Origin of the sequence: Psychrobacter sp. YP14, assembly GCF_003209315.1 — a bacterium.
GTDB classification, from domain to species: Bacteria; Pseudomonadota; Gammaproteobacteria; order Pseudomonadales; family Moraxellaceae; genus Psychrobacter; species Psychrobacter raelei.
In genome coordinates this window covers 2,018,540-2,040,827 of sequence record NZ_CP029789.1, presented here as the reverse complement: position 1 = coordinate 2,040,827, position 22,288 = coordinate 2,018,540, and the positions used below count along the sequence as shown (strand labels likewise).

The window sequence follows — 22,288 nt, the reverse complement described above, 5'->3', positions numbered from 1 at the left end:
GTCTAATGAATAGCCGGCCACATTGTCAGTCAGAATGCACCAAAAAACAAGGCTGATACGACCAATAAAACTTATCAGGCTAACGTGATTCGGACAAATGAGCCGCCGTTGGCAACACTTGTTTTTCAGTGAGGTATTTCCAGTAACGCTGCGGCAAATACTGCTTGTGTAGCCGAGGGTTTTTGCGCTCTTTAATGGTCACATTGGCAAAATAGCCTTGCCAAAACCTTTGATAACGCAGCTCTTGTTCACTGTGAATACTGGCAGGATTGTGTATCACTTGATCATCAAGCTCTGAGATAAGCTGTAAGGGTGCGGGGCCCGCTTGCGTCGATTGGCTTTTGTCATAATAAATACCATAACCACGCACCAAATCATAGATGGCCCAGTTTTGATCTTGATAGCGCTGCCGAAAGTGCTCTCCAATCAGTGGTAGGACATTAAAGTCCGGCTCTACGCGCGAAAAATAAATATCTTCTATCGTATGCTCAAAGCGTACAAACGCCTCCATTCGGTGTTTTTCACGCCCCACAGATTTTACAATTTTGGACAGCTCAAGTACCGCCATATGCCCCAAATCTTGTAGTACTTGCCGAGCAGGAAAATCTAGCGCATATTTAATCACTTGGAACAATACAGCGCCAATATCGGACTGCTCTGATAAAAACCCCCATAAAATTTGGCGCATACCTGAGTGGCCGAATAAAGCATGGAGCTTAACTAACACCCGCTGCGCCTTATCTTCATCGAAATCAACGTAGTGAGCAGTATCAATAAGTGACAGCTGGTAGCTGCGCTGGTCGGCCCACTGCAAATAAGGCTGATTTTGCAGTCGCTGCTCATACACATAAAAAACTGCGCTAAGCCACCCCTCAAAGCTTGAAGGATACACAATAATAGGCGCGGTGTTGGTGATGAGGGATTGGGTCATAGTTGTCACCTATCTATTTCATCAAGTGGGCTGTCTAAAATAGCGCCAGTTGGCCACTGCGCTGATCGCCAAACTTGGTTTGGGTTTGCCCCAGCACAAATTGACGGAAGTTATCACGAGTTAAGTGCGCTAGGTGTTCGTTTTTACCTGTGGTGGCAATAAAATACTTGGCGCGATTGACCGCGGCTCCCATTTTTTTTAGATGATCCAAGGTAATCTGATTAAAGCGGCGGGCTTTGATGATTTTTTTGGCAGTTTTTACCCCAATACCAGGCACGCGTAAGATAATTTCATAAGGGGCAGTCTGGATATTGACCGGAAAATGCTCACGGTGACGAATGGCCCAGGCAAGCTTTGGGTCGCAGTCTAAATCTAAAAATGGCGACTGCGGTTCTACAATCTCATGAGCAGCAAAGCCATAAAAGCGCATCAACCAGTCGGCTTGATACAAGCGGTTTTCACGTACTAAGGGCACTGGGGTGCCGATCGCGGGCAGGCGGCTATCGGACAACATAGGCACATAGCCTGAGTAATACACCCGCTTAAGATCATACTTTTTATAAAAGTGGTTTGACAGTTGAATGACTTGCAAGTCGGTCTCTTGACTGGCGCCTACTATCATTTGACTGGTTTGGCCAGCTGGGGTGAATTTGGGAGCGGACTTGTGCTTTTTTCGGCTCTCTTTAATGGTAATGATGTTATCTTTTACCGTCTGCATGGGTGCTTGCAGCTCAGCATGATTCTTTTCAGGTGCCAATAGCGCAAGGCCAGACTTGGTGGGTATCTCGATATTGACACTTAGACGATCGGCATATAGGCCGGCTTGATATAACAGCTCTTTGCTGGCACCGGGTATGGTCTTTAGGTGAATATAGCCATTAAAGCCTTCTCGAGTGCGCAACAGCTTGGCCACTGCCACCAAGCGCTCCATAGTATGGTCGCCACTTTTGAAGATGCCTGAGCTTAAAAATAGCCCTTCTATATAATTACGCCGATAAAACTGCATGGTTAACTCAACCACTTCCTCGACCGTAAAAGCGGCACGCACAGTGTCGTTACTGCGCCTTGAGGTACAATACGCGCAGTCATAAATGCAGTGATTGGTGAGTAGGATTTTGAGTAGACTAACGCAGCGGCCATCTTCGGTATAGCTGTGGCAAATGCCACTTTTTGAGGCGTCTCCTAAAGCGCCGCCTTGGTTTTTTCGATTGCCACCTGAGGAGGAGCAAGACACGTCATACTTGGCCGCATCGGCTAAGATATTTAATTTGGCCTGTAATTTGTCGTAATTAATCGAACCCATAAGCCTCTACTTTACTCGCTGTTATCTAAAGAATACCGCCCCTTTATGATAACAAACTTAACCAGAGACTTAAGGGATTATCAGCCAAAACGCAGTTTTATACGACAGCTAGTGTCGTTATAGACCTTTGCATCAGCGCCCAAAAATAAGCCATTTTAATTACTTGGTATTGTGGGTATATACCGACATTAACAGACCGAAACCTGCCATCAAGGTAATAATGGCCGTGCCGCCGTAACTGATCAGCGGCAGCGGTACCCCAACGATTGGCAAGATACCGCCCACCATACCAATATTGACGAACACATACACAAAAAATGACATACCAATGGCGCCGGCAAGCAGTCTGCCGTAAGTATCGACATGCACAGAGGCGATAAACAGTGAGCGCACCAAAATACAGGCATATAAAAACATCAGCACGCTGACGCCAAGCAGCCCAAACTCTTCTGAGAAAGCAGCAATAATAAAATCAGTGTGTCCTTCCGGCAAGAAGTGCAGATGTGATTGAGTCCCCTCTAGATAGCCTTTACCTGTCAGCCCGCCAGCACCGATGGCTGTCTTAGACTGAGTGATGTTCCATCCCGCACCCAGCATATCCGCCTCGGGGTTTAACAGGGTCAATACCCGCTGTTTTTGATAGTCGTGCATAAAGAACATCCAACCGGCCCAGACCAGCGGAATCATCAAACCAATGGCTGAGCCAATCATCCACCAAGGTAGACCGGCTAAAAACAGCACAAAAAAGCCACTGGCGGCAACCAATAGCGAGGTGCCCAAATCTGGCTCTTTAGCAATGAGTAATACTGGCACAACAATAATGGCCAATGTCGAGGCCACTGTTATCAAGTTGGGCGGCAAATCGCGGCGTGACAGATACCAAGCACACATCATAGGTAAGCCAAGCTTCATAAACTCTGAAGGCTGCACGCTACCGAAACCAGGAATGGCAATCCAGCGCTGAGCACCCATACGCACCTCGCCGATGAGGTCGACCAATATCAAAGAGAACAGGCCTATCACATAAAAAAACGGCGTGAAATCACGATACATCCCAGGCGGTATCTGCGCCATACCTATCATCACCGAAAAAGCGATTAGATAGCTGACCATCTGACGGGTTACCATCGCCACATCTTGGGTTGAAGCACTGTATAAAATGGCCAGACCAATAAAACAGACGGTCAAAAGCAGCAACATCAACCAAGGGTCAATGTGTATGCGTTGCCAGATACTAATGTTGTCATCTCGGCCAAAATGATGTGTTTGCCGAGAAAATCGATATTGTTGGTTCTTTGACATAGGGCGGTTTTTTTACTGAAGTTAGTAAAGGGGGCGTGCATCGTAGCGATATTGAGTTGAACCACTCAATTAAGCCATCAATTATCTAGTGTTGCTGCGTTTTTGACAAACCTGACAGCTCAATAGCAAATAATCTAAACACGAGCAATAGTTTGGTAAGAAGTGGGACGCTATAGTTTAGCGTGACTATGGCAAATTTGATAGTATCAATGTACCAACTTTATCTCTAATTTTTTGTATGATGAGCAAACCTGCTTCTTATAAGCACAGCTGCCCATGCGCGCTAATCTGACATAACAATTAAGTAACGACAGATCGATTAACCTGCTATAAATTGCAACGTGCTATCAATTAAAACCTTGATTAATTTATCTTAAGTTTGATACAACCTTTACTGGATACCGCACCACTATGAACAGCCCCATAAAATTCCCGCTAGGTGTAACCGCTGCCGCCCTCTTATTAGCCACCAGCTGTACGAGTATGGCTGAGACCTCAGGCGCAAGCATTAATGAGCAAAGAAAAATCAGGCCCGTGAGTGCTGGTAATACCCAAACCGATGCGCTAGGCAATCTTATTCGCACTAAAGAGCTGACTATTGAGCAAAGCACCACCATTCGTCCAGCCAATACCAATCATTATCCCAGTCAGCCTAATTATAATACTGGATTTGGTGAACAAAATTACAGCTTCACCCAGTGGTTAAATAGCGCCTATTATCGGGCAGGTGATGTGGGGCAATACCAGCGATACTTAGCCGGTTATGTGGGTAGCAATAGTGTGCCACCGCTTGATCAGTTATTGACCACAGCGCGCAGCTGGGAAAAATGTGGATATGAGCAGTATCAGTTACCGCCGCGTGAGCTGTGGTCGAATATGATACCGACCCTACGGCTATATGATCAGCTCAAAAAACAAGGGGTCATTCCAGCCACCGCTGAGATTCGCTCCACTTATCGTTCACCTGGGTTAAATGCTTGTGCTGGCGGAGCAGGGGCCAGTAAACACATGACCAATGGCGCCATTGATATCTGGGTGCCTGAGTATGAGTCGCAGCCTTGGTATAAGAGCGGTATGCAAGATAAACTGTGTCAGTTTTGGTCAAGTCAAGGTGAGGCCTATAACTTTGGTTTGGGGTTATATTCCACAGGCGCCATACATCTAGATACCCAAGGCTATCGTACCTGGGGTGCTCAGTACTCAGACCCTAACTCTTATTGCCGCTATATAAATTAAGTCAACCGAAATATTGATAATATTCTTATTACTTATGTAAAAATGGTGTATAATATGTACGGTCCTGGTCTTAAGCCCTATCTTAACAAATGAGTTAACACTTGTACCAGGGCTTAATATTATCCTCTATCAATTTCTTGAATACTCTCTACGCCACACTTCTTTGTGTATGATAATTAGCCTCGGTTTGCCGGATGAACTTTAGGTTCATGCTTTTTGCATAATTAACAGCGCTTAGCGCTGGGTGAACGAAAGTAATAATTATTCATGAGCGGTATAGAGGGTAGACACCATTTGAGGCATAAGCATTGAAAATAACATCATCATCGTATCTGGCAGTGTTAAGCTGTTTTATAATGGCAACGCCTATCGTTGCTTGCAAACCGACAGATACTTTGTTTAGTCAGACCAAGGCCGAAGAGTGGCGAGACATTACGGATACCGGCTTGCCTGCTATCACTCCTATTGGTTTGCCAGAATTTAGTCAAAAAATTGAATTGATCGGTGACGAGGCAAATCTATCTCATCAAGACAGCTTCTCGCTGCACAATCTGCCTGAGCCTATTGGTGCTGATAGAACCAAGCTTTCTACTAAGTATGGTCAAGGAGACAAAGATCTCTGCCCAAAGCTTGTCGAATCTGAACTTGATGCGGTCCAGATTGAGCGAGATTTCAACGCATCAGCCAGCAACTCTTGTGACTACTATTTATATCCTGATAAAGGTCAAACTCTCTCCGTACATACTGAGCCTAGAAGCATCAAAGCCTATTTGATTTCTCCTATGCAGCATGATTTCGATAATGGTGCGGTGCTTGTGGAACAAGCTGACAAATATGTGGTTCGATTGAAGTTTGCAGGCATGGCTTATCCGTTAGATCAGCAGCAAGGTGAGGTGACTATTAATCTTCAGTAGCCATAAACCCTTTACTGGATTGACCGTCTGAACCTAACAATTTAAGCAGCCTCCCCACAAAAAAAGACACCCACGTAAAGCGGGTGTCTTTTTTTTGCGCTTAGACATATAAAGAGCGCCAATAAAAGGCAGTACTTTACTTAAGCTTTTGTAGTTGTGAGTTTTTTGCAATGTCGGGCTTGCCCACAGTGACGATGATAAATTTATCTGGGGTCAGGGTGTCACGTAGGGCAGTATTGACCTGGTCGATACGTGCACCTTCGACTCTATTGATGTAGTCAGTAATATACGAGTCAGGCAGCTTATTAAAATTAAGCACACCCAGCATACCGTTGATACCGGCATTACTGGCAAAGCCCATCGGATAGCTGTTAATCAGACTCTCTTGGGTCAGTTTAAATTCTTGAGCGGTGATGCCTTGTTTTAAGGTGTCATTGACCGTCTGTAATGTGGCGGCGATGGCCTCATCGGCTTTTTCATTACGGGTTGAGAAACGGATGGTATAAGGGCCTGGTGCTTGCATCGGGGTCATACTGCCATAAATACCATAGGTATAACCAAGCTCCTTGCGCACTTTACCCATGAGGCGTGAGCTAAAGCCACTACCGGCGAGCACTTCATTACCTATACTAAAGTCAGTGCCACGCTGTATGCCCTTGGCACTAGGGTCTATGCGATAGCCTTGTTGACCGATCATCACTGAGGTTTGGTCGCTGTCATAATCGACATGCACCCACTTGCTTTGTTTAATGGGGGTAGGATTGGGTAATTTGGGCGCCGGCTTACCTTGAGGCAGTGCTTGGGTAATGGCTTCTGCTGCCTGTTTTGCCTGCGATAAGCTTAGATCTCCAGTAAGACTTAAAGTGGCGTTTTGCGCCACAAAGTAGGTGTCATGAAACTTCTGTAAATCATTACGAGTCAAAGCAGGAATACTTTGCTGCGTGCCATAAGGGGAATGGGCATAAGGATGCGAGCCGTACAGGGTCTGGCTAAAGGTGGTACTGACTAAATAGGAGGGGTTTTGCATCATTTGTTTGAGCGCCAGTACTTGCTGGGCCTTACTGCGCTCGAGCACTTGCGCATCAAAGCGCGGCTGGGTGATGATACTGCTCATCAAGGACAAGGCAGGGTCTAGATGCTCAGCGTCAGATAAGCTGCGCAAATTTACCACAAATTGGTCTTTGTAAGCGGCGCTGGATAGCTCAATCCCAAGCTGCTCAGTTGCTTCAGCGAATGCCGTCTCATCAAGGTCTCTGGTGCCTTTGGTGAGTAAGTCGGCGACCATGCTGGCCAGCCCAAAGCCTTGTTTGCGAATACTCTCATCACGGGCACTGCCTGCGTTAAAGCGCAAATCCACATCGACAATGGGCAGCTGCTTGGTCTGGACGAATATCACAGGGACACCGTTACTGGTGGTGAAGTGCTGAAACTTGGGAATGGATAGGCTAAGCTTTTGCTCGTTTTTTAAGCTCTCAAGCTTATCGATGGCTTTGATTGGCTGCGTGATGTCCACATCAGCGCTGGCATGCTCACCGCTGGGCATCTCTGTGGCAGCTTGAGCAGAAGCGGCGCCCATGGTGAATGTGGCCAACAAGGCGGTGGTAAGTAAAGCCGGTTTAACAGATAAAAAAGGCGGCACATGTGCTTTCATAACAAAATCCGTAATTAGGTTTTATATTTTTAAAAAGGGTGTTTTATTGGTGGTCAATGGCAATTGGTCTGGCATTTATTGGCGCATAATTAGCGGTTTTATGGTTTAGCTGGCATGGGCTGAGCTGGCATAGAATTAGAGGCAGGCAGGCCGCTACGTGTCTCACCAGGCTCTACATACATCACATTTAAGTTATTATTAACTAAATATTTGCTTGCAGCTGCATTGACATCTGCGCTGGTTACTTTGGCCAACTTATCAGGTAAAGTGGTGACCAAACGATCATCCAAACCGCGTACTTGTAAGCTGCCTATCATATTGGCTTGACCGGCCATACTGTCTTGCGAGAACACAAAGCCATTTATTGCGTTGTTGCGTGCCCGCTCAAGCTCTTGCTTGCTGATGGTCTGGGTTTTTAATGTATCCATCTCATCTGTAATTGCTTTTTGTGCTTGAGCCAAGCTTACTCCCTCACGAGGAGTGGCTTGCACCATAAACAGCCCATCACCCCGTTCATAAGCATCATAATAAGCCACCACTGAAGCCAGTAAACCTTGCTTGCGCACTAAGTTTTTTTCGAAGCGTGCAGCATAGCCGCCATCCATAATATATTGCAGCATTAACAGCTCATAGACCTCTTTATCAGAGCTGTTAGCGGTTATGGCGCTGGGCAGAGTGGGCACATTAAATGCCATAATTAAGGTGGGAACATTGACCGTTTCTTTTACAGTCTGCTGCTGATATCCGCGAAAAGCTTGCTGCTGTACTGAGGGACGCTGAGGAATGGGTTTGTGCTTGATCGACCCAAAATAATGCTCAACTTTTTTTAGGGTCTCTTTAGGATTGACATCACCCACGATAACCAAGGTGGCGTTGTTTGGGGCATACCAGGTGTCATACCACTGTTGTAAGTCTTTGATATCGGTATTGGCAATCTCATCCATCGGGCCAATGACGGACTCGCCTTTGGGGCTATCAGGCAGGGCCATTTTGCGAAACTTTTCAAAGGCGCGCGCCAAAGGATTGTCATCGGTACGTTGGCGGCGCTCCTCCATCACCACGTTGCGCTCTTGGGCAAATTCTTGGACAAATTCATCACTGTCAAAGCGCAGATTCACCATGCGATCAGACTCAAGCTCTAATGCCAAATCAAGGCGATTTACTGGAAACATCTCATAGTAGCCGGTGTAGTCATAGCTGGTAAAGGCATTATGATCGCCACCAAACTTGGCAATTAAGCGATCAAAGTCGGCACCTGAGACTTTTTTGGTACCTTTAAACATCATGTGTTCAAGCAGATGTGAGATACCGCCTTTGTCCTTAGGCTCATCGGTTGACCCCACACCATACCAAATTTGAGTCATGGCAACCGGCGCTCTGTGGTCCTCTTTAATGATGACTTTTAACCCATTATCTAGTTGATATTCATGACGGCTATCATCATCAGCAAAGTGTGTGTCCGCTGAGGATACAGCGGGACGGGCAGCCTTGTTATCTGTGTCACTTTGGGCTGCCGGTAAGCTACTGCAAGCGGCCAGCGCTGTGATGGTCATTGCCGCCAATACGCTCAGCTTGAGGCGCTTGATACCCGCATGAGGTGAGGCTTGGGGTGATGAGGCAAGGGTTGGGTGTGAATTTGATGAAGTGTGATGGCCGGTTGCTGGGCAATGGGTTAAAAAATCAGTTTTCATGCAGTCCTCAAGTTATCGGTTTAAAAAGGTGTTATAACCTATAGGCTGTTCAATAGAGCAATAAAATCATTAGTATGGGGTTGATTTTAATTATTATAGCTATAGATAGCATAGGGTAGCGTTATTGGCACCGTTGTCATATGCTTATAATGTGAACTTTTATTACCCAATCTTTATTGTTGGCACGCGATGATGGTATTTTGCGCGGTTTTAGCAGATGGATGTTCTGCTGACGCCTATATCAATACAGTATCAATAGTAATAACCCATACCGTAATAACCCTAATTGTATAGTGGCTTTAGTTTCACTACAGCTGGTGGCTGAATTTTGCTATAATTATCCGTTACCCTATTTTTAGTAAGCTTGAGCTTTTGTGGCGACTGCCACCCGAGTGTCTTTCCCGATTAGTGGGTCTTTTGATAAGGGCAGTGTTATAGCGAATCAAAAAGACCCTCCCTTTTAGTAATGTGCTGGTTAAACAGCAGGCGAGGCGTTTATGTCATCTACTTCCACATCGAATACCGCTGGTATCACTTATCCTAAGGCCTATGACGTTGTTGTCATTGGTGGGGGACATGCCGGTACCGAAGCAGCATTGGCGGCTGCGCGTATGGGCGCACAAACGCTATTGCTGACCCATAATATTGAGACATTAGGACAGATGAGCTGTAACCCAGCCATTGGGGGTATTGGCAAATCGCACTTGGTACGTGAGATTGATGCGTTAGGCGGCGCTATGGCTTTGGCCACTGATAAGGCAGGTATCCAGTTTCGGGTATTAAACAGCCGTAAAGGGGCTGCAGTGCGTGCCACCCGAGCTCAAGCCGATCGTATTTTGTACAAAGCCGCCATTCGCCATACGCTAGAAAATCAGCCTAACTTAGATTTATTTCAGCAAGGCGCTGATGATATTTTGGTCGAAAATGGCAAAGCCTGTGCGGTAGTAACGGCGACGGGTATTATCTTTCGAACCAAGACAGTGGTGCTGACGTCAGGCACTTTCTTAGGCGGTGTGATCCACATTGGCTTAGATAACTCTAAAGGCGGACGTGCCGGCGACCAGCCCTCAATCAAATTGGCTGAGCGTTTGCGTGAATTAAAGCTGCCTGTGGGGCGATTAAAGACAGGGACACCTGCGCGTATCGATGCACGCACGGTAGACTTCAGTGTGATGCAGACGCAGCCAGGGGATACGCCGCTACCTGTCATGAGCTTTATGGGTAATGTGGATATGCATCCTGAGCAGGTGAACTGCTTTATCACCCATACCAATGAAAAGACGCACGACATTATTCGTAAGCATCTAGACCGATCACCCCTGTTTTCAGGTACTATTGAAGGGGTAGGTCCGCGCTATTGTCCCTCCATTGAGGATAAAATCCACCGTTTTGCGGACAAAAATAGCCATCAGATTTTTATTGAGCCAGAAGGCTTGACCACCCATGAGCTATACCCAAATGGTATCTCAACCAGTCTGCCCTTTGACGTGCAGCTTGAGTTTATTCGTACCATGGCCGGTCTAGAGAATGCACATATTACTCGCCCAGGCTATGCCATCGAGTATGATTACTTTAATCCGCAAAATCTTAAGCCCACGTTAGAAACCAAGTCTATTGATAGCTTATACTTTGCCGGTCAAATTAATGGTACCACAGGCTATGAAGAAGCTGGCGTGCAGGGGTTATTGGCCGGGGTCAACGCCGCCTTATCTACCCAAGACAATCCAGTAATGGACAGCTGGACACCACGCCGTGACCAAGCGTATCTGGGCGTGTTGGTCGATGACTTAATTACCCACGGGACAAAAGAGCCGTATCGTATGTTCACCAGCCGCGCCGAATACCGTCTATTGCTGCGTGAAGACAATGCCGATCAGCGTTTGACTGAGATTGGTCGCAAGCTTGGCTTAGTGGATGACACCCGCTGGCAGGCTTATCAGCAAAAAATGGAATCGATGGCCACTGAATCTGCGCGTCTAAAAGACTTGTGGGCCACACCGCACAACGAGCTTGGCAAAAAATTCACTGAGCAAACCGGTGAAGTGTTGTCAAAAGAGGCCACCGCTTATGACTTATTAAAGCGTCCCAATGTGGGCTTTAACGACATCGCTGCGGTCACGGGTGCACAAGTGGCGGCTGATGTGGGTGAACAGATTGAAATCTCAGTCAAATATGCAGGCTATATCGATCGTCAGCAAGAAGACATTGATCAGATGAAGCGCTTAGAGAATACGCAGCTGCCTGCTGATTTTGATTATAAAGCGGTATCAGGTCTGTCCAATGAGATTGTACAAAAGCTCAATGATATTCGTCCGGCAACTTTGGCTCAGGCCAGCCGCATCAGCGGGGTTACCCCAGCTGCCATTCAGCTTTTGGGTATGACGTTGAAAAAACAGAAAAAAGCCAAAGCGGCGTTAGATATCTAGTAGCCTAGTCGCACTGAGCAATGGCGAGGTTTAGTTAGCGCCGAGGCTCACTTAGCGCCTAGGCTCACTTAGTGCTAAGTGCTAGACAAAAAATTGTGCGGCAATTATGATGAACTCAACCGCTAGCTATAACCAAGCTTTGAGAGAGCCATGATTGACGCCATTGTCTTTGCTTTAAATATTGTACTGCCCAACCTGATACTGATGGGGTTGGGCTTTTTTATGTATAAACAAGGTCAAATTAGTAAAGCCTTTATTGATCAAGCCTCAAAGCTGGTATTTAACTATGCTTTGCCTTGTTTGCTGTTTTTTAGCGTCATAAAAAGTAAGGTGGACTTTGCTGAGCAGTTAAACCTAATTGCGGCAGGTCTGCTGGTGACGTTAGTGTTATTTTTTGGCTCAGAAATTTATGCTAAGTACTTTATTGAGCGTAATGAAGATAAAGGTGTATTCGTCCAAGGCGTCTTTCGCAGTAACATGGCCATTATTGGCTTGGCCACAGTGGCCAACGCTTATGGCAATGAGGGGCTGAGTATCGGTGCTGTTTATATGGGGGTGATTACTCTGGTATTTAACGTGCTTGCAGTGATTACTTTAACCCGTACCCCAACAGGCGAATCAAAGCCGCAAGCCCGTCAGCGTGGCTACGCCCTTATGCTGGGTAAAAAAATAGTTACCAATCCATTAATTCTCTCCTTATTGGCCGCCTTTGCTTACAAAGCTTTGGCTGCCTCTTTAAACCTTCCTCAACTACCCAATGTGGTGACTCAGACCGGCTCACTTCTGGCTGCATTATCTCTGCCTTTGGCACTGATTTGTGCTGGTGCCACTATTGATATGCGCTCTATGCTTGCCTTATCTGGGCTATCTATGCAGGCCAGTGTGGGCCGTATTGTTATCGCACCTGTCTTAGCGGTATTGGTAGGACTTGCGTTTGGGCTTACTGGGGTGCACTTAGGTGTTTTATTTTTGATGGTTGCATCACCGACAGCCGCAGCCAGCTATGTCATGGCCAAGGCTATGGGAGGCAATGAAGTGCTTGCTGCCAATATCCTAGCTTTTACCACTGTCTTCTCCTTGTTTGGGATGGCAATAGGGGCGGCCATTTTACGTGGGCTTGGGTGGATGTAAGGCTAAAAGACGGATGCCATTAATAACAGCTAACGGCTAGCCAACCTTGTCATTGTGCATTGATAATGTTACAGTTTTGCGCCTGTGGCCTACGCGTCAATTGTTTTAATCCGTATACAGTGAATTTGTGATTATGATCAAAAAAATCAGCACTCAAGTGTGCTGGGTGAGTGCTATGTTAATGGCACTGCCTGCTCAAGCGTTGCCCACCAGTGAAGTGATTTTTGCCAAAGGCAGTGATTGTGGACAGTATCAAGGTGATTTAACCACAGGCCGAATGTTTAGTGTTGAAATGACGGCTAACCAGACGCTAGTTGTGAAGACCGATGGTCATGTACAAAGTGTGACCGATAGCAAAGGGCGGCTGCTTAATGATGAAGGCGGTGCCAATTATCGTTACGTTGCTAAGAGCTCTGGTACACATACTATTAAGCTGGTTGGCCGCGTTGAAAGCCAAGTAGAATTTTGTGTGTTGCAATAAAGTACAGCGCCTTTGAAAAAAGACAGTTAACCATTGTGTGCCCCTAACTTGAGTGCTATATTAATTAATATAAAGGACTGAAATTAACTGTTTAAAAAGTTTCACAGCATTTTATCAAACTATAGTGGGCGACAGGGAGTATGGCACTATGAAATCAAAATGGTTTATCAAAGGCAGCGTATTAGCTTTGGCGGTGTCACTGTCTGTGGCCGCGCAAGCATTGCCCACTACTCAGGTGACTTTTGCCAAAGGCAGCTATTGTGGCAGTTATACCGGTAGCTTACAAAATACGCGTTTATTTAAGATCTTTTTGGGCGCCAATCAAGAGTTGGTGATTAATACTGACGCTGATGTTCGCTCAGTTAGAGACAGTAAAGGCAAAATTTTGCCTGATCAAGGCGAGTATGATTATCGCTATGTCACTCACAATAAGGGTGAACATACCATCAGAGTAGTAGGCTCAGGCTTTCATACGGTAGAGTTTTGTGTTTATTAACATGTGCAGTCTTAAGCCTTACCTATTAAAAAAGCCGATATCTGTAGATATCGGCTTTTTTATCACCGGTCGCCGTAAAACCACCCACTTCAGGGGGTGGATATAAGGCGACACACACTGTCGTGATCAGTACTTAAAGTATTGCAAGTTAAAATTAACCTCGCCATACTAACCCTATGAAAACCCTCAAGCTACGCATCAAAGACAAACATGCAAACCAGCTAAACAAACTAGCTGGGAGTGTTAACTATGCGTGGAACTATGTTAATGCGTTAAGCTTTGAGCATTTAAGACGCACAGGTAAGTACTTTTCGGCCTATGATTTAAGCCAATACACCAAAGGCAGTGGTGAGTATTTAGGCTTGCACAGCCAAACTTTGCAAGCCATCAACGAAACTCATGCCAAATCTCGTAAGCAGTTTAAAAAAGCCAAACTTAATTGGCGAACCAACCGACCCGATGCCAAACGCAAAAGCCTAGGCTGGATACCCTTTAAACAATCAGCCATCAAGTACCTAAATACGAGGCAAAGCGGTAAAAAAGCACTGAAGTCAACCATTCAATTATCGTTATCTAAAGGTCAAAAGCTCATCATTGATATATTTGATAGCTACAACCTAAGCCTGTATCAAATCAATACGCTTGAGATAGTGCAAGACAGCCGTAATCGCTGGTATGCTTGTATTACCGTCAAAGATTTTCCTAGACAAGCAAGTGGTAAAGGCAGCGTTGGTATTGACTTAGGCTTAAAGCAGTCTGCTACCACATCAACGGGCGATAAACTACAGATTAAGCAGACTCAAAAATGGGCGAATAAATTAGCAGTCGCCCAGCGTGCAAATAATAAAAAGCGGGTGAAAGCAATCCACGCCAAAATCAAAAACACAAGATTAGATGCAATACACAAATTCACCACCCAATTAGTTAAGGATAATGCCTTAATTGTGGTTGGTGATGTTAAATCCCGCTCATTTACCAATTCGATGACCAACCTAGCTAAATCGACATACGATGCAGGATGGTTTGAACTCAAAAGACAACTGGAATACAAATGCAAGCATGCAGGTTGTCAGTTTGAGATGGTAAATGAGAGTTACACTACCCAGACCTGCTCGTGCTGCCTTAAAATAAGTGGTAGTAGTCCAAAAGGTAGAGCAGGTCTTGGAATAAGAGGATGGAGGTGTGCTGAGTGTGGCACATGGCATGATAGAGATATCAATGCTGCTAAGAACATCCTTGCGGTCGGGCTTGACCGTCTAGCTGTAGGAATCCCCTCGGTTTAGCGAGGGGAGGAAGTCAATTCTTTGCCTATTATGCTTGATGACTTACGCTTAGGGATTTAAATCGAAAATCTCAAGCTCAGGTACCAACTCCAAAGAGTGCAGGCGCGCCTGCTGATCATAAATATTAGCAGTGACCATCAGCTCATCAGGCTTATGCTCCTCCAAGAAATGCTGTAATAGAGGACGCACGCGTCCAACACTGCCAATAAAAGATACCGCTAAGGCATCATCGACCATGGCTTTTTCAGGGGCGCTCCAGATACTGTCCATCGACTCTACGGGCGCGGGTACTTGACCACGGCCACCACGGCGTAAGCGCACAAAGCTTTGCTGTGCAGAGGTAAAATGATAGCGAGCCGTGGCATCATCATCTGCAAGTAGCATATTAGCCGCAAGCATCACATACGGCTTATCCAAATACTGTGAGGGTTCAAAGTTTTCGCGATACGTGGTAATGGCCTGCGTCATCATACGCGGCGCAAAATGTGAGGCAAATGAATAAGGCAAGCCAAGCTTAGCCGCTAAGGTGGCACCAAACAGTGAGGAGCCTAAAATCCAAACTGGCACCTTGCTATGAGCACCTGGGAAGGACTGAACCGGACTGTTGTCTGAGTCGCTACCCAAAAAGAACATCAGCTCCTGCACATCTTGTGGAAAGCGATCGGCATCGTGCATCTGACGGCGCAGTGCTCGAAAGGTTGCCCCATCTGTGCCAGGCGCGCGGCCCAATCCCAAGTCAATACGATCCCCATATAAAGCATGCAGTGTACCGAACTGCTCAGCTATTACCAACGGCGCGTGGTTTGGCAGCATGACACCACCTGAGCCGATACGGATTTTGTTGGTTTTAGCACCAATATGCGAGAGCAGTACTGACGTTGCGGCACTGGCGATACCAGGCATATTGTGATGTTCTGCCATCCAAAAGCGGTTTAGGCCAATGGCCTCTGCCTTTTGTGCCATATCCACGGTATAAGCCACGCCCTGAGCAGTGGTTTGACCCTCAGGGATAGGGGCTAAGTCTAAAAAAGATAAAGGAGTTGCGCTCATAAGTCATCCATTAGCAGAGTCAATAAAGCCTTAAGCAGAAGGGTTTATTTATTGCTTATTAATAAATTTTTTGATGGTGTGCTAATGGTTGATATGAGCCTTGGCTGCTTAAGTTTCAAGTAGACCGGTTGAATATTAATAAACTAATAACAAGGCTACTTAACACATCAGTGCCATCATTAATCTAGGCTTCATCTTGGGGTATTGTAACAGTACGATCCAAAAAAATAAGGCACCCTAAGGCACCTTATTTTTATATCGTTATTAACCAAGTAACATTAACCAAGTAAATATGTTGATTGAGCAGGTTTATTTGGCCAGTTTATATGCAATCACATAATCACCAATTTTGGTTCCGACTGAGCCGTGACCACCGGCTACCAATACCACCATCTGCTCACCTTTTGAGTTTAAGTAAGTCATAGGTGTGGCTTGGCCACCTGCCGGTATACGCTGGTTCCAAAGCACATCACCGGTTGCTAAGTCATAAGCTCTGAAGTTGTTTTCAGTTGCAGCTGATAAGAAGGCCACGCCGCCTTTAGTGATGATAGGACCACCAATACCCGGTACACCCAGCTCAAACTTCAATGGTAAAGGCGATAGGTCTTGTACGGTACCGTTTTTGCGCTGATAAGCAATGTCGCCTGTGCTTAAGTTGGCGGCAGCAATCGTGCCCCAAGGTGGCTGCTGGCAAGGCACGCCAAGTGGCGATAAGAAAGGCCCCATCTCTACGGCATAATCGGCGCCTTCGTTGGCGTTAACCCCTTGCTCACCTTTGTTGGTCTCCACGTCACCTAAGCTGTGTTTAGGAATAAGCTTGGAGGTGAAGGCCAAATAAGTGGGCATACCAAACATGACACCACTTTCTGGATCAACCGCCAAGCTGCCCCAGTTAAAGGTACCAAAGTTACCTGGATATACCAACGTCCCATTGAGCGAAGGTGGCGTGTAGCGGCCCTCATAGTTCAGCTTATTAAACTCAATACGACACATCATTTGGTCGATTAAGCTTGCGCCCCACATGTCTTTTTCAGTTAAGCGTTTTGGCTCAAAGCTTAGTGCTGAGTAAGGCTGAGTGGGAGCAGCATGTTCCCCTGCTATCAAGTCACCTTGCGGTGCAGGGCGCTCTTTAATCGGTAAGATAGGCTCACCCGTAGCACGGTTTAACACATAAACATCACCTTGCTTAGTCGGAACCACAAGCGCAGGCTGCACGCCTTTATCGGTTTTTAAGTCCAATAATGTCGGCTGAGCAGGGGTGTCCATATCCCACAAGTCATGGTGTACGAACTGCTGTACCCAGCGTGCTTGTCCGGTTTTTAGATCTAAGGCAACCACAGAGGTGGCATACTTTTCTTCTTCAGGGGTGCGATAAACACCTAACTGATCAGGGGTACGGTTACCCATTGGGAAATAAGCCAAGCCTAACTTTTCATCAGCTGTGGCAATAGACCAAGAGTTGGGTGAACTGGTCTTGTACACTTGATTGGGATCGTTGACATCCAGCGGCGCAGTTTGTTGTGGGTTACCAGAGTCCCAGTTCCACTTAAGCTCACCTGTACGCACATCATAAGCACGGATAACACCAGAAGGTGAGTTAATATCATAGTTGTCATTGACTGCACCGGCTACGATAACTAGGTTACCGGCCACAACAGGTGGTGACGTTGAGTAATAAAAACCGGCTTGTTTAAATGGCATATTGTGCATTAAATCAAGCGCGCCGTTATCGCCAAAGTCTGCACAGCGTTGTCCGGTCTCAGGATTTAGTGCATAAAGCTTAGCATCTGAGGTAGGAATAAAGATGCGAGCATCACACTGCACAGGCGCATTATTAAAGGTATTGCCCTCGATTTTTTGCGCTGTAAGTGTCGTATTGTTAGCCGAGGTGGCGGCTGAAGCTTGAATGGCATTCACTGGCGATTGTGAGCCTGCATAAAAAGAGACGCCGCGACACGTTTGGTGCTGGCGCTTTTGGTTTTCACCCACCTTAGGATCAAAGGTCCATAGACTCTCACCCGTATCCGCATCTAGTGCCATTACCCAGTTGTGAGGGGTACATAGATATAGCGCATTGCCAATCTTCAGTGGTGTGGCTTGATATGTGGTTTCACCGATATCTTTAGGGCCTTTGACATCACCGGTTTGGATCTGCCAAGCCACTTCTAGATTTTTGACGTTTTCGGTATTAATTTGACTCAGGGGTGAATAGCGCTGACCATAATCGGTACGGCCATAAGCACTCCAATCTCCTTCAGGGGTCTGTTGACCGTTCGATAAGGCGTCGCCTAAGTTGGCTGTAGTGTCTGACGTACTGGTATTTAGATCTAAGCGGCCCAATTTGTCAGTGGGATTGTTGGCCATACTACCAAAAGATACCGCAGCACCGGCCACTACTGATGCCAATAAGCCCCAATAATAAAGTGGGTTACCCGTATTGTGGGTATCGGCTGGCGCAGAAGTCAGCGGCTGGGATACAGGCGGCTGTACTTGAGCGGCACCCGTGCTTGAGGGGGTATGCAGGGTGTTGCCGGCAGGCGCAGTCAAGATTTTGGATTTATGATCTCCCATCTTCTTAGCGACCCAAGGCAGCAGCATGAGTAGACCGAAGATAAGTGGGAAGCCTAGGCGCGTGGCCAACGCCCACCAATAAAAGCCTGCTTCCCATACCGCCCAAATAACTGAGCCAATGATAAACAGGCTATAGAGGGCATAAGCCCCCCAATGTCTTTTTAGCAGTAGCCATGCGGTCAGTAGCATCATTATGCCCGCGATCACATAATAGGGGCTGCCTCCTAAGGATAGCAAGTAGCCGCCGCCAATAAGCAAGGGCAGCGCAAACAATGCCATCAAAATAGCCAGAAATTTTTGCATGAGAGGTTACCTTATGCGTGAATATGATTAACAAAAATCAAAGTCGGCTTATCGCCTAAGTGATCCTTCTGTCCTTGAAGGCTTAAATTGCTTATAAAGCATAGTTAAATTGCTTATAAAGCATAGTTAAATTGCTTATAAAGCATAGATAGAGGGAAGGCATCTAACAATAAAGTATCTAATGTAAAGATAGCTTGCTTAAAGCTGTTGCTAGTTTATCACGGCGGCTATTAGCAGTTACAAAAAGCAAAAAAAACTCTTGCGCCATCAAGGTGCAAGAGTAAAAAGCGTGTATCAATGAAAAGAAAATTAAGGTTGTGAGTCAACGCAAGTTTGATATCAACCGAGGGTTTTCAAAGAGCAGTTAGCTGCTAAATTGCTGTTGGCAAAGCTGAATAAATGCCTGCCCAAAGTGGCGAATCTCAGCGTCATCTCGCACCGCAATCCAACTGGTAAAGCGGCCAAAATGATCAACAGGAATGGCAGTCAGATTCTGGTAATGACCTGGCTCAAAGGCCATTTCAGCGATAATACCCACACCAAGACCTGCCCCAACATAGGTACTAATCACATCGGCATCGAGAGCAGCAAGGACAATTTCAGGCTCAAGACCGGCATCGTGGAAGGTCTTATCAATGGCACTGCGACCTGTGAAGCCGCCGTGATAGGTGACCAAAGGATAGCTGGCAAGAGTCGGCAAATCAATACTGTCTAATTCTGCCAGTTCATGGTCTTTAGGCACGATAACACGGTGAGACCAATCATAATAACGGTAGCAGCGTAGATAAGAGTTTTGTAGCAGTGCTTCAGTAGCAATACCGATATCGGCTTGACCTCGAATGACCATATTGGCAATCGTTTGCGGATCGGCTTGCTGTAGCACCAGCTGCACCTTAGGGAACTGCTGCTTAAACTGCTTGATAATATCTGGCAGTACATAGCGTGCTTGGGTATGGGTGGTGGCTAGGGTTAGTGTACCAGTCTGTGGGTTGTTGTAATCAAGGCTGATATTCTCAATGGTGCGAATTTCGGTAAAAATTGCCTCAATATGGGGCAGTAGCGCTTCACCGACAGGGGTCAGTCCGGTTAAGCGTTTGCCTTGGCGCACGAAGACTTCGGCTTTTAATTGGTTTTCTAAAGCGGAGATGTGCTTTGACAGGCTTGATTGGCTAGTATGTAGCACTTGCGCCGCTTGGCTTAAGTTATAGCCATTAATTACGGTATGCCATACCGTCTCTAACTGTTTAAGCTGAATTTGTAAATGTCTTTGATTGACGATGACATCAATGGCCATAAATTTTTCCTATATCACTTCAGCAACACTTAAAAAGCTCACTCAAAACACGTCAGTGGCCAAAGCAAATTTAGCCTACTAAACATATAAAGAGCCTGCACAATAAGCCAAAGCTATCAGCTGAATTTATTAACTTAATTTATTATAAAGAGGGCACACCATTTAACCCAAACATTATACCGCTATTTGGTAACATATGCCCAGTTTCAGTGCACCAACTGCCGACTGTATTGTACGCGCAATACGATACGGCTAGTCAAGCCTGCCATTCTAAAGTAACATAACGGTTTTCTGATTTTATAACTATAGGTCTGCTATGTCTGTATCGACCCCTACTAAACGCAGCTCAAAAGCTAAGTTGTCCCCTGCCAAAAAATCTTGGATTGACTCTTTAAAGGCTTTTAAAGACCTGCGCGTCCTAATTATGTTCTTTTTAGGGTTCGCCGCCGGCTTGCCCATTATGCTGATTTTCTCAAGCTTGGGGCTTTGGCTGAATGAAGCAGGTGTGGATCTGAGTATCATCACCATGTTTAGTTGGGCAGGTCTTGGCTATGCGTTTAAATTCATCTGGGCGCCGCTTATTGATGCAATCCCTGTACCAATACTGACCAACTGGTTAGGGCGTCGCCGAGCATGGATGGTGGTCGCGCAGTTGCTGATTATTTTGGCCATTTATTTGATGGCCAGCGTCAACCCTGCTGAGGTCAATGTGCTGCATTTAATGGCAGCAGGATCCGTACTTTTAGGATTCTCCGCAGCAACGCAAGATATCGTCATTGATGCGTACCGTATTGAGCTTGCCCCGCCTGAAATGCAGCCGGTATTGTCCTCTATCTATGTTACCGGCTACCGCATCGGTATGATTGTCGCCGGTGCTGGATCTTTATATCTGGCCGTATACTTTGGCTCTACTGAAACGGCATATAGCTATGAGGCATGGCGTAATACTTACTATGTTATGGCGCTGATCATGACCCTACCTTTACTGACGACCTTTGCCGGCTACGAGCCGACCGCTGAGATTTTACAGATCAAAAAACAACAGCTTAACCTCAAGCTGTTCTCTATTTACTCGGCGATTTTATTGGTACCAGGTACTTTAATTGGGCTGCCGTATTTAATAGAAACCTTGTATAACAGACTGTCAGGTAGCAGTATGGTGTTGGTGCCTAAAACGGTTTATCCGCTACTAAATAACTATTTTGCTGTGGCCATCGCGGCTGCACCTTTGTTATTGCTGTTTTTGTTTATCAATCAGCCAAAAATTATTAATAAAGCGCCCACTGTGACCGAGTCCAAAAACGACTATCTCAGATTGGTATTGGTATTTGTACTATCCGTGGTGGTATTCGTGGCCGGTTATAACCTTATTGGTAAAGTACTTCCTGAGTTCGAAGATGCGCTGGCGGCCTTTTTAATCGCCACACTTCGCTTATTGGCAAGCTTAGGATTGGCAATTATCAGCGGTTTATTGTTGGTAAAAGTGGGCCTGGTCAAAAAAGAAGTGGCGATGGCAACTTGGATTAATCCTATCTTAGATTTTTTCCGCCGCTATGGCAAAAAGGCCTTGCTACTTTTGGCACTAATTGGCCTGTATCGTATCTCAGATATCGTCGCTGGCGTCATCTCAAACGTGTTTTATCAAGAGATGGGCTTTGATAAAACCCAAATCGCCGATGCGGTGAAGTTAGTTGGGGTTATTATGGCGATTGTCGGCGGCTTCTTAGGCGGTATGTTGGCTCAAAGAATGCGCATCATGCAGGTGATGATGCTCGGTGCTGTCTTGGCGTCCTCTACCAACTTGTTATTCATCTTGCTGACTTACCATCAAGGCAGTGTTGAGTATATGTATTTTGCGGTCATTGTCGATAACTTGGCATCAGGCTTTGCCAGTATGGTGTTTATTGCCTTCTTATCGGCGTTAACCTCGATTAAATTTACGGCGGTTCAATACGCTATTTTCTCATCGATTATGACCCTAATTCCTAAGGTAATGGGTGGCTATTCAGGCTCTATTGTAGAGACGACCAGCTGGCCGTTCTTCTTTACCTTTACCTTTGTTATTGGTATTCCGATTTTAGTGCTGATCTATTTGGTAGATAAGTATATCGTGATTGGCGGCAATGATGACATTTATGGCGACGATGTGGCAGCCAGTCAGCTGGCGCTTGATGATACTGCCAACACTCAGCCTGAAAGCAAAAAATAACCCAAGGTAGGATAGC

The 22,288-nt window shown here is 46.0% G+C and carries 16 protein-coding genes; 8 read left to right on the top strand and 8 right to left on the bottom strand.

Features of this window, described 5'->3' with window-relative positions; translation table 11 throughout:
• Positions 1–79: 79 nt before the first annotated feature.
• The 3 genes from DLE54_RS08355 to rodA form a co-directional block, all read right to left on the bottom strand.
• Entirely contained in the window at positions 80–931 is an 852-nt protein-coding gene (locus DLE54_RS08355) for a TIGR03915 family putative DNA repair protein (RefSeq protein WP_110816848.1), read from the bottom strand.
• A gap of 34 nt (positions 932–965) precedes the next feature.
• Positions 966–2,234, bottom strand: a complete 1,269-nt coding sequence (locus DLE54_RS08350; RefSeq protein WP_110816847.1) for a putative DNA modification/repair radical SAM protein — start codon at positions 2,232–2,234, stop codon at positions 966–968.
• A 159-nt stretch (positions 2,235–2,393) separates the two neighbouring features.
• The gene (gene rodA / locus DLE54_RS08345) at positions 2,394–3,536 is read right to left on the bottom strand and encodes a rod shape-determining protein RodA (protein ID WP_011961003.1); all 1,143 of its coding nucleotides are present in this window, start codon (positions 3,534–3,536) and stop codon (positions 2,394–2,396) included.
• Positions 3,537–3,947: 411 nt separating this feature from the next.
• On the opposite strand from rodA, the gene DLE54_RS08340 reads away from it, so the two are divergent.
• Together DLE54_RS08340 and DLE54_RS08335 are read left to right on the top strand one after the other, a co-directional pair.
• A complete protein-coding gene (locus DLE54_RS08340; protein WP_110816846.1) occupies positions 3,948–4,772 on the top strand; it encodes a D-Ala-D-Ala carboxypeptidase family metallohydrolase in 825 nt (274 codons plus the stop codon).
• Between the two features lie 356 nt (positions 4,773–5,128).
• The gene (locus DLE54_RS08335; protein WP_110816845.1) at positions 5,129–5,686 is read left to right on the top strand and encodes a hypothetical protein; all 558 of its coding nucleotides are present in this window, start codon (positions 5,129–5,131) and stop codon (positions 5,684–5,686) included.
• A gap of 136 nt (positions 5,687–5,822) precedes the next feature.
• Here the strand turns inward: DLE54_RS08335 and DLE54_RS08330 are convergent, their stop codons facing one another.
• Both DLE54_RS08330 and DLE54_RS08325 read right to left on the bottom strand, forming a co-directional pair.
• The gene (locus DLE54_RS08330) at positions 5,823–7,337 is read right to left on the bottom strand and encodes a M16 family metallopeptidase (protein WP_110816844.1); all 1,515 of its coding nucleotides are present in this window, start codon (positions 7,335–7,337) and stop codon (positions 5,823–5,825) included.
• A gap of 98 nt (positions 7,338–7,435) precedes the next feature.
• Positions 7,436–9,028 (bottom strand): M16 family metallopeptidase, encoded by a 1,593-nt coding sequence (locus DLE54_RS08325; protein WP_110816843.1) that lies wholly within the window; start codon positions 9,026–9,028, stop codon positions 7,436–7,438.
• Positions 9,029–9,525: 497 nt separating this feature from the next.
• Between DLE54_RS08325 and mnmG the strand changes: the two genes are divergently transcribed.
• The 5 genes from mnmG to DLE54_RS08300 all read left to right on the top strand — a co-directional run bounded on the left by mnmG (position 9,526) and on the right by DLE54_RS08300 (position 14,845).
• The gene (gene mnmG, locus DLE54_RS08320; protein WP_011960998.1) at positions 9,526–11,454 is read left to right on the top strand and encodes a tRNA uridine-5-carboxymethylaminomethyl(34) synthesis enzyme MnmG; all 1,929 of its coding nucleotides are present in this window, start codon (positions 9,526–9,528) and stop codon (positions 11,452–11,454) included.
• 150 nt (positions 11,455–11,604) lie between these two features.
• Entirely contained in the window at positions 11,605–12,585 is a 981-nt protein-coding gene (locus DLE54_RS08315) for an AEC family transporter (RefSeq protein ID WP_110816842.1), read from the top strand.
• Between the two features lie 133 nt (positions 12,586–12,718).
• On the top strand, positions 12,719–13,066 hold the full coding sequence (locus tag DLE54_RS08310) for a hypothetical protein (protein WP_041773343.1): 348 nt from the start codon (positions 12,719–12,721) through the stop codon (positions 13,064–13,066).
• A gap of 148 nt (positions 13,067–13,214) precedes the next feature.
• Positions 13,215–13,562 (top strand): hypothetical protein, encoded by a 348-nt coding sequence (locus DLE54_RS08305; RefSeq protein WP_110816841.1) that lies wholly within the window; start codon positions 13,215–13,217, stop codon positions 13,560–13,562.
• Between the two features lie 176 nt (positions 13,563–13,738).
• Positions 13,739–14,845 carry an RNA-guided endonuclease InsQ/TnpB family protein gene (locus tag DLE54_RS08300; protein WP_110816840.1) on the top strand — a complete coding sequence of 369 codons (1,107 nt, stop codon included), beginning with the start codon at positions 13,739–13,741 and terminating at the stop codon, positions 14,843–14,845.
• A gap of 48 nt (positions 14,846–14,893) precedes the next feature.
• Here DLE54_RS08300 and DLE54_RS08290 read toward each other — a convergent pair whose 3' ends face one another.
• From DLE54_RS08290 to DLE54_RS08280, 3 genes are all read right to left on the bottom strand, one after another.
• On the bottom strand, positions 14,894–15,895 hold the full coding sequence (locus DLE54_RS08290) for an LLM class flavin-dependent oxidoreductase (protein WP_110816839.1): 1,002 nt from the start codon (positions 15,893–15,895) through the stop codon (positions 14,894–14,896).
• 309 nt (positions 15,896–16,204) lie between these two features.
• Positions 16,205–18,769 carry a membrane-bound PQQ-dependent dehydrogenase, glucose/quinate/shikimate family gene (locus tag DLE54_RS08285; protein ID WP_110816838.1) on the bottom strand — a complete coding sequence of 855 codons (2,565 nt, stop codon included), beginning with the start codon at positions 18,767–18,769 and terminating at the stop codon, positions 16,205–16,207.
• A gap of 364 nt (positions 18,770–19,133) precedes the next feature.
• On the bottom strand, positions 19,134–20,063 hold the full coding sequence (locus DLE54_RS08280) for a LysR substrate-binding domain-containing protein (RefSeq protein WP_110816837.1): 930 nt from the start codon (positions 20,061–20,063) through the stop codon (positions 19,134–19,136).
• Positions 20,064–20,379: 316 nt separating this feature from the next.
• Between DLE54_RS08280 and DLE54_RS08275 the strand changes: the two genes are divergently transcribed.
• Positions 20,380–22,272: an AmpG family muropeptide MFS transporter gene (locus tag DLE54_RS08275; RefSeq protein ID WP_197708888.1), complete on the top strand. Its 1,893-nt coding sequence runs from the start codon at positions 20,380–20,382 to the stop codon at positions 22,270–22,272.
• Positions 22,273–22,288: the final 16 nt, after the last annotated feature.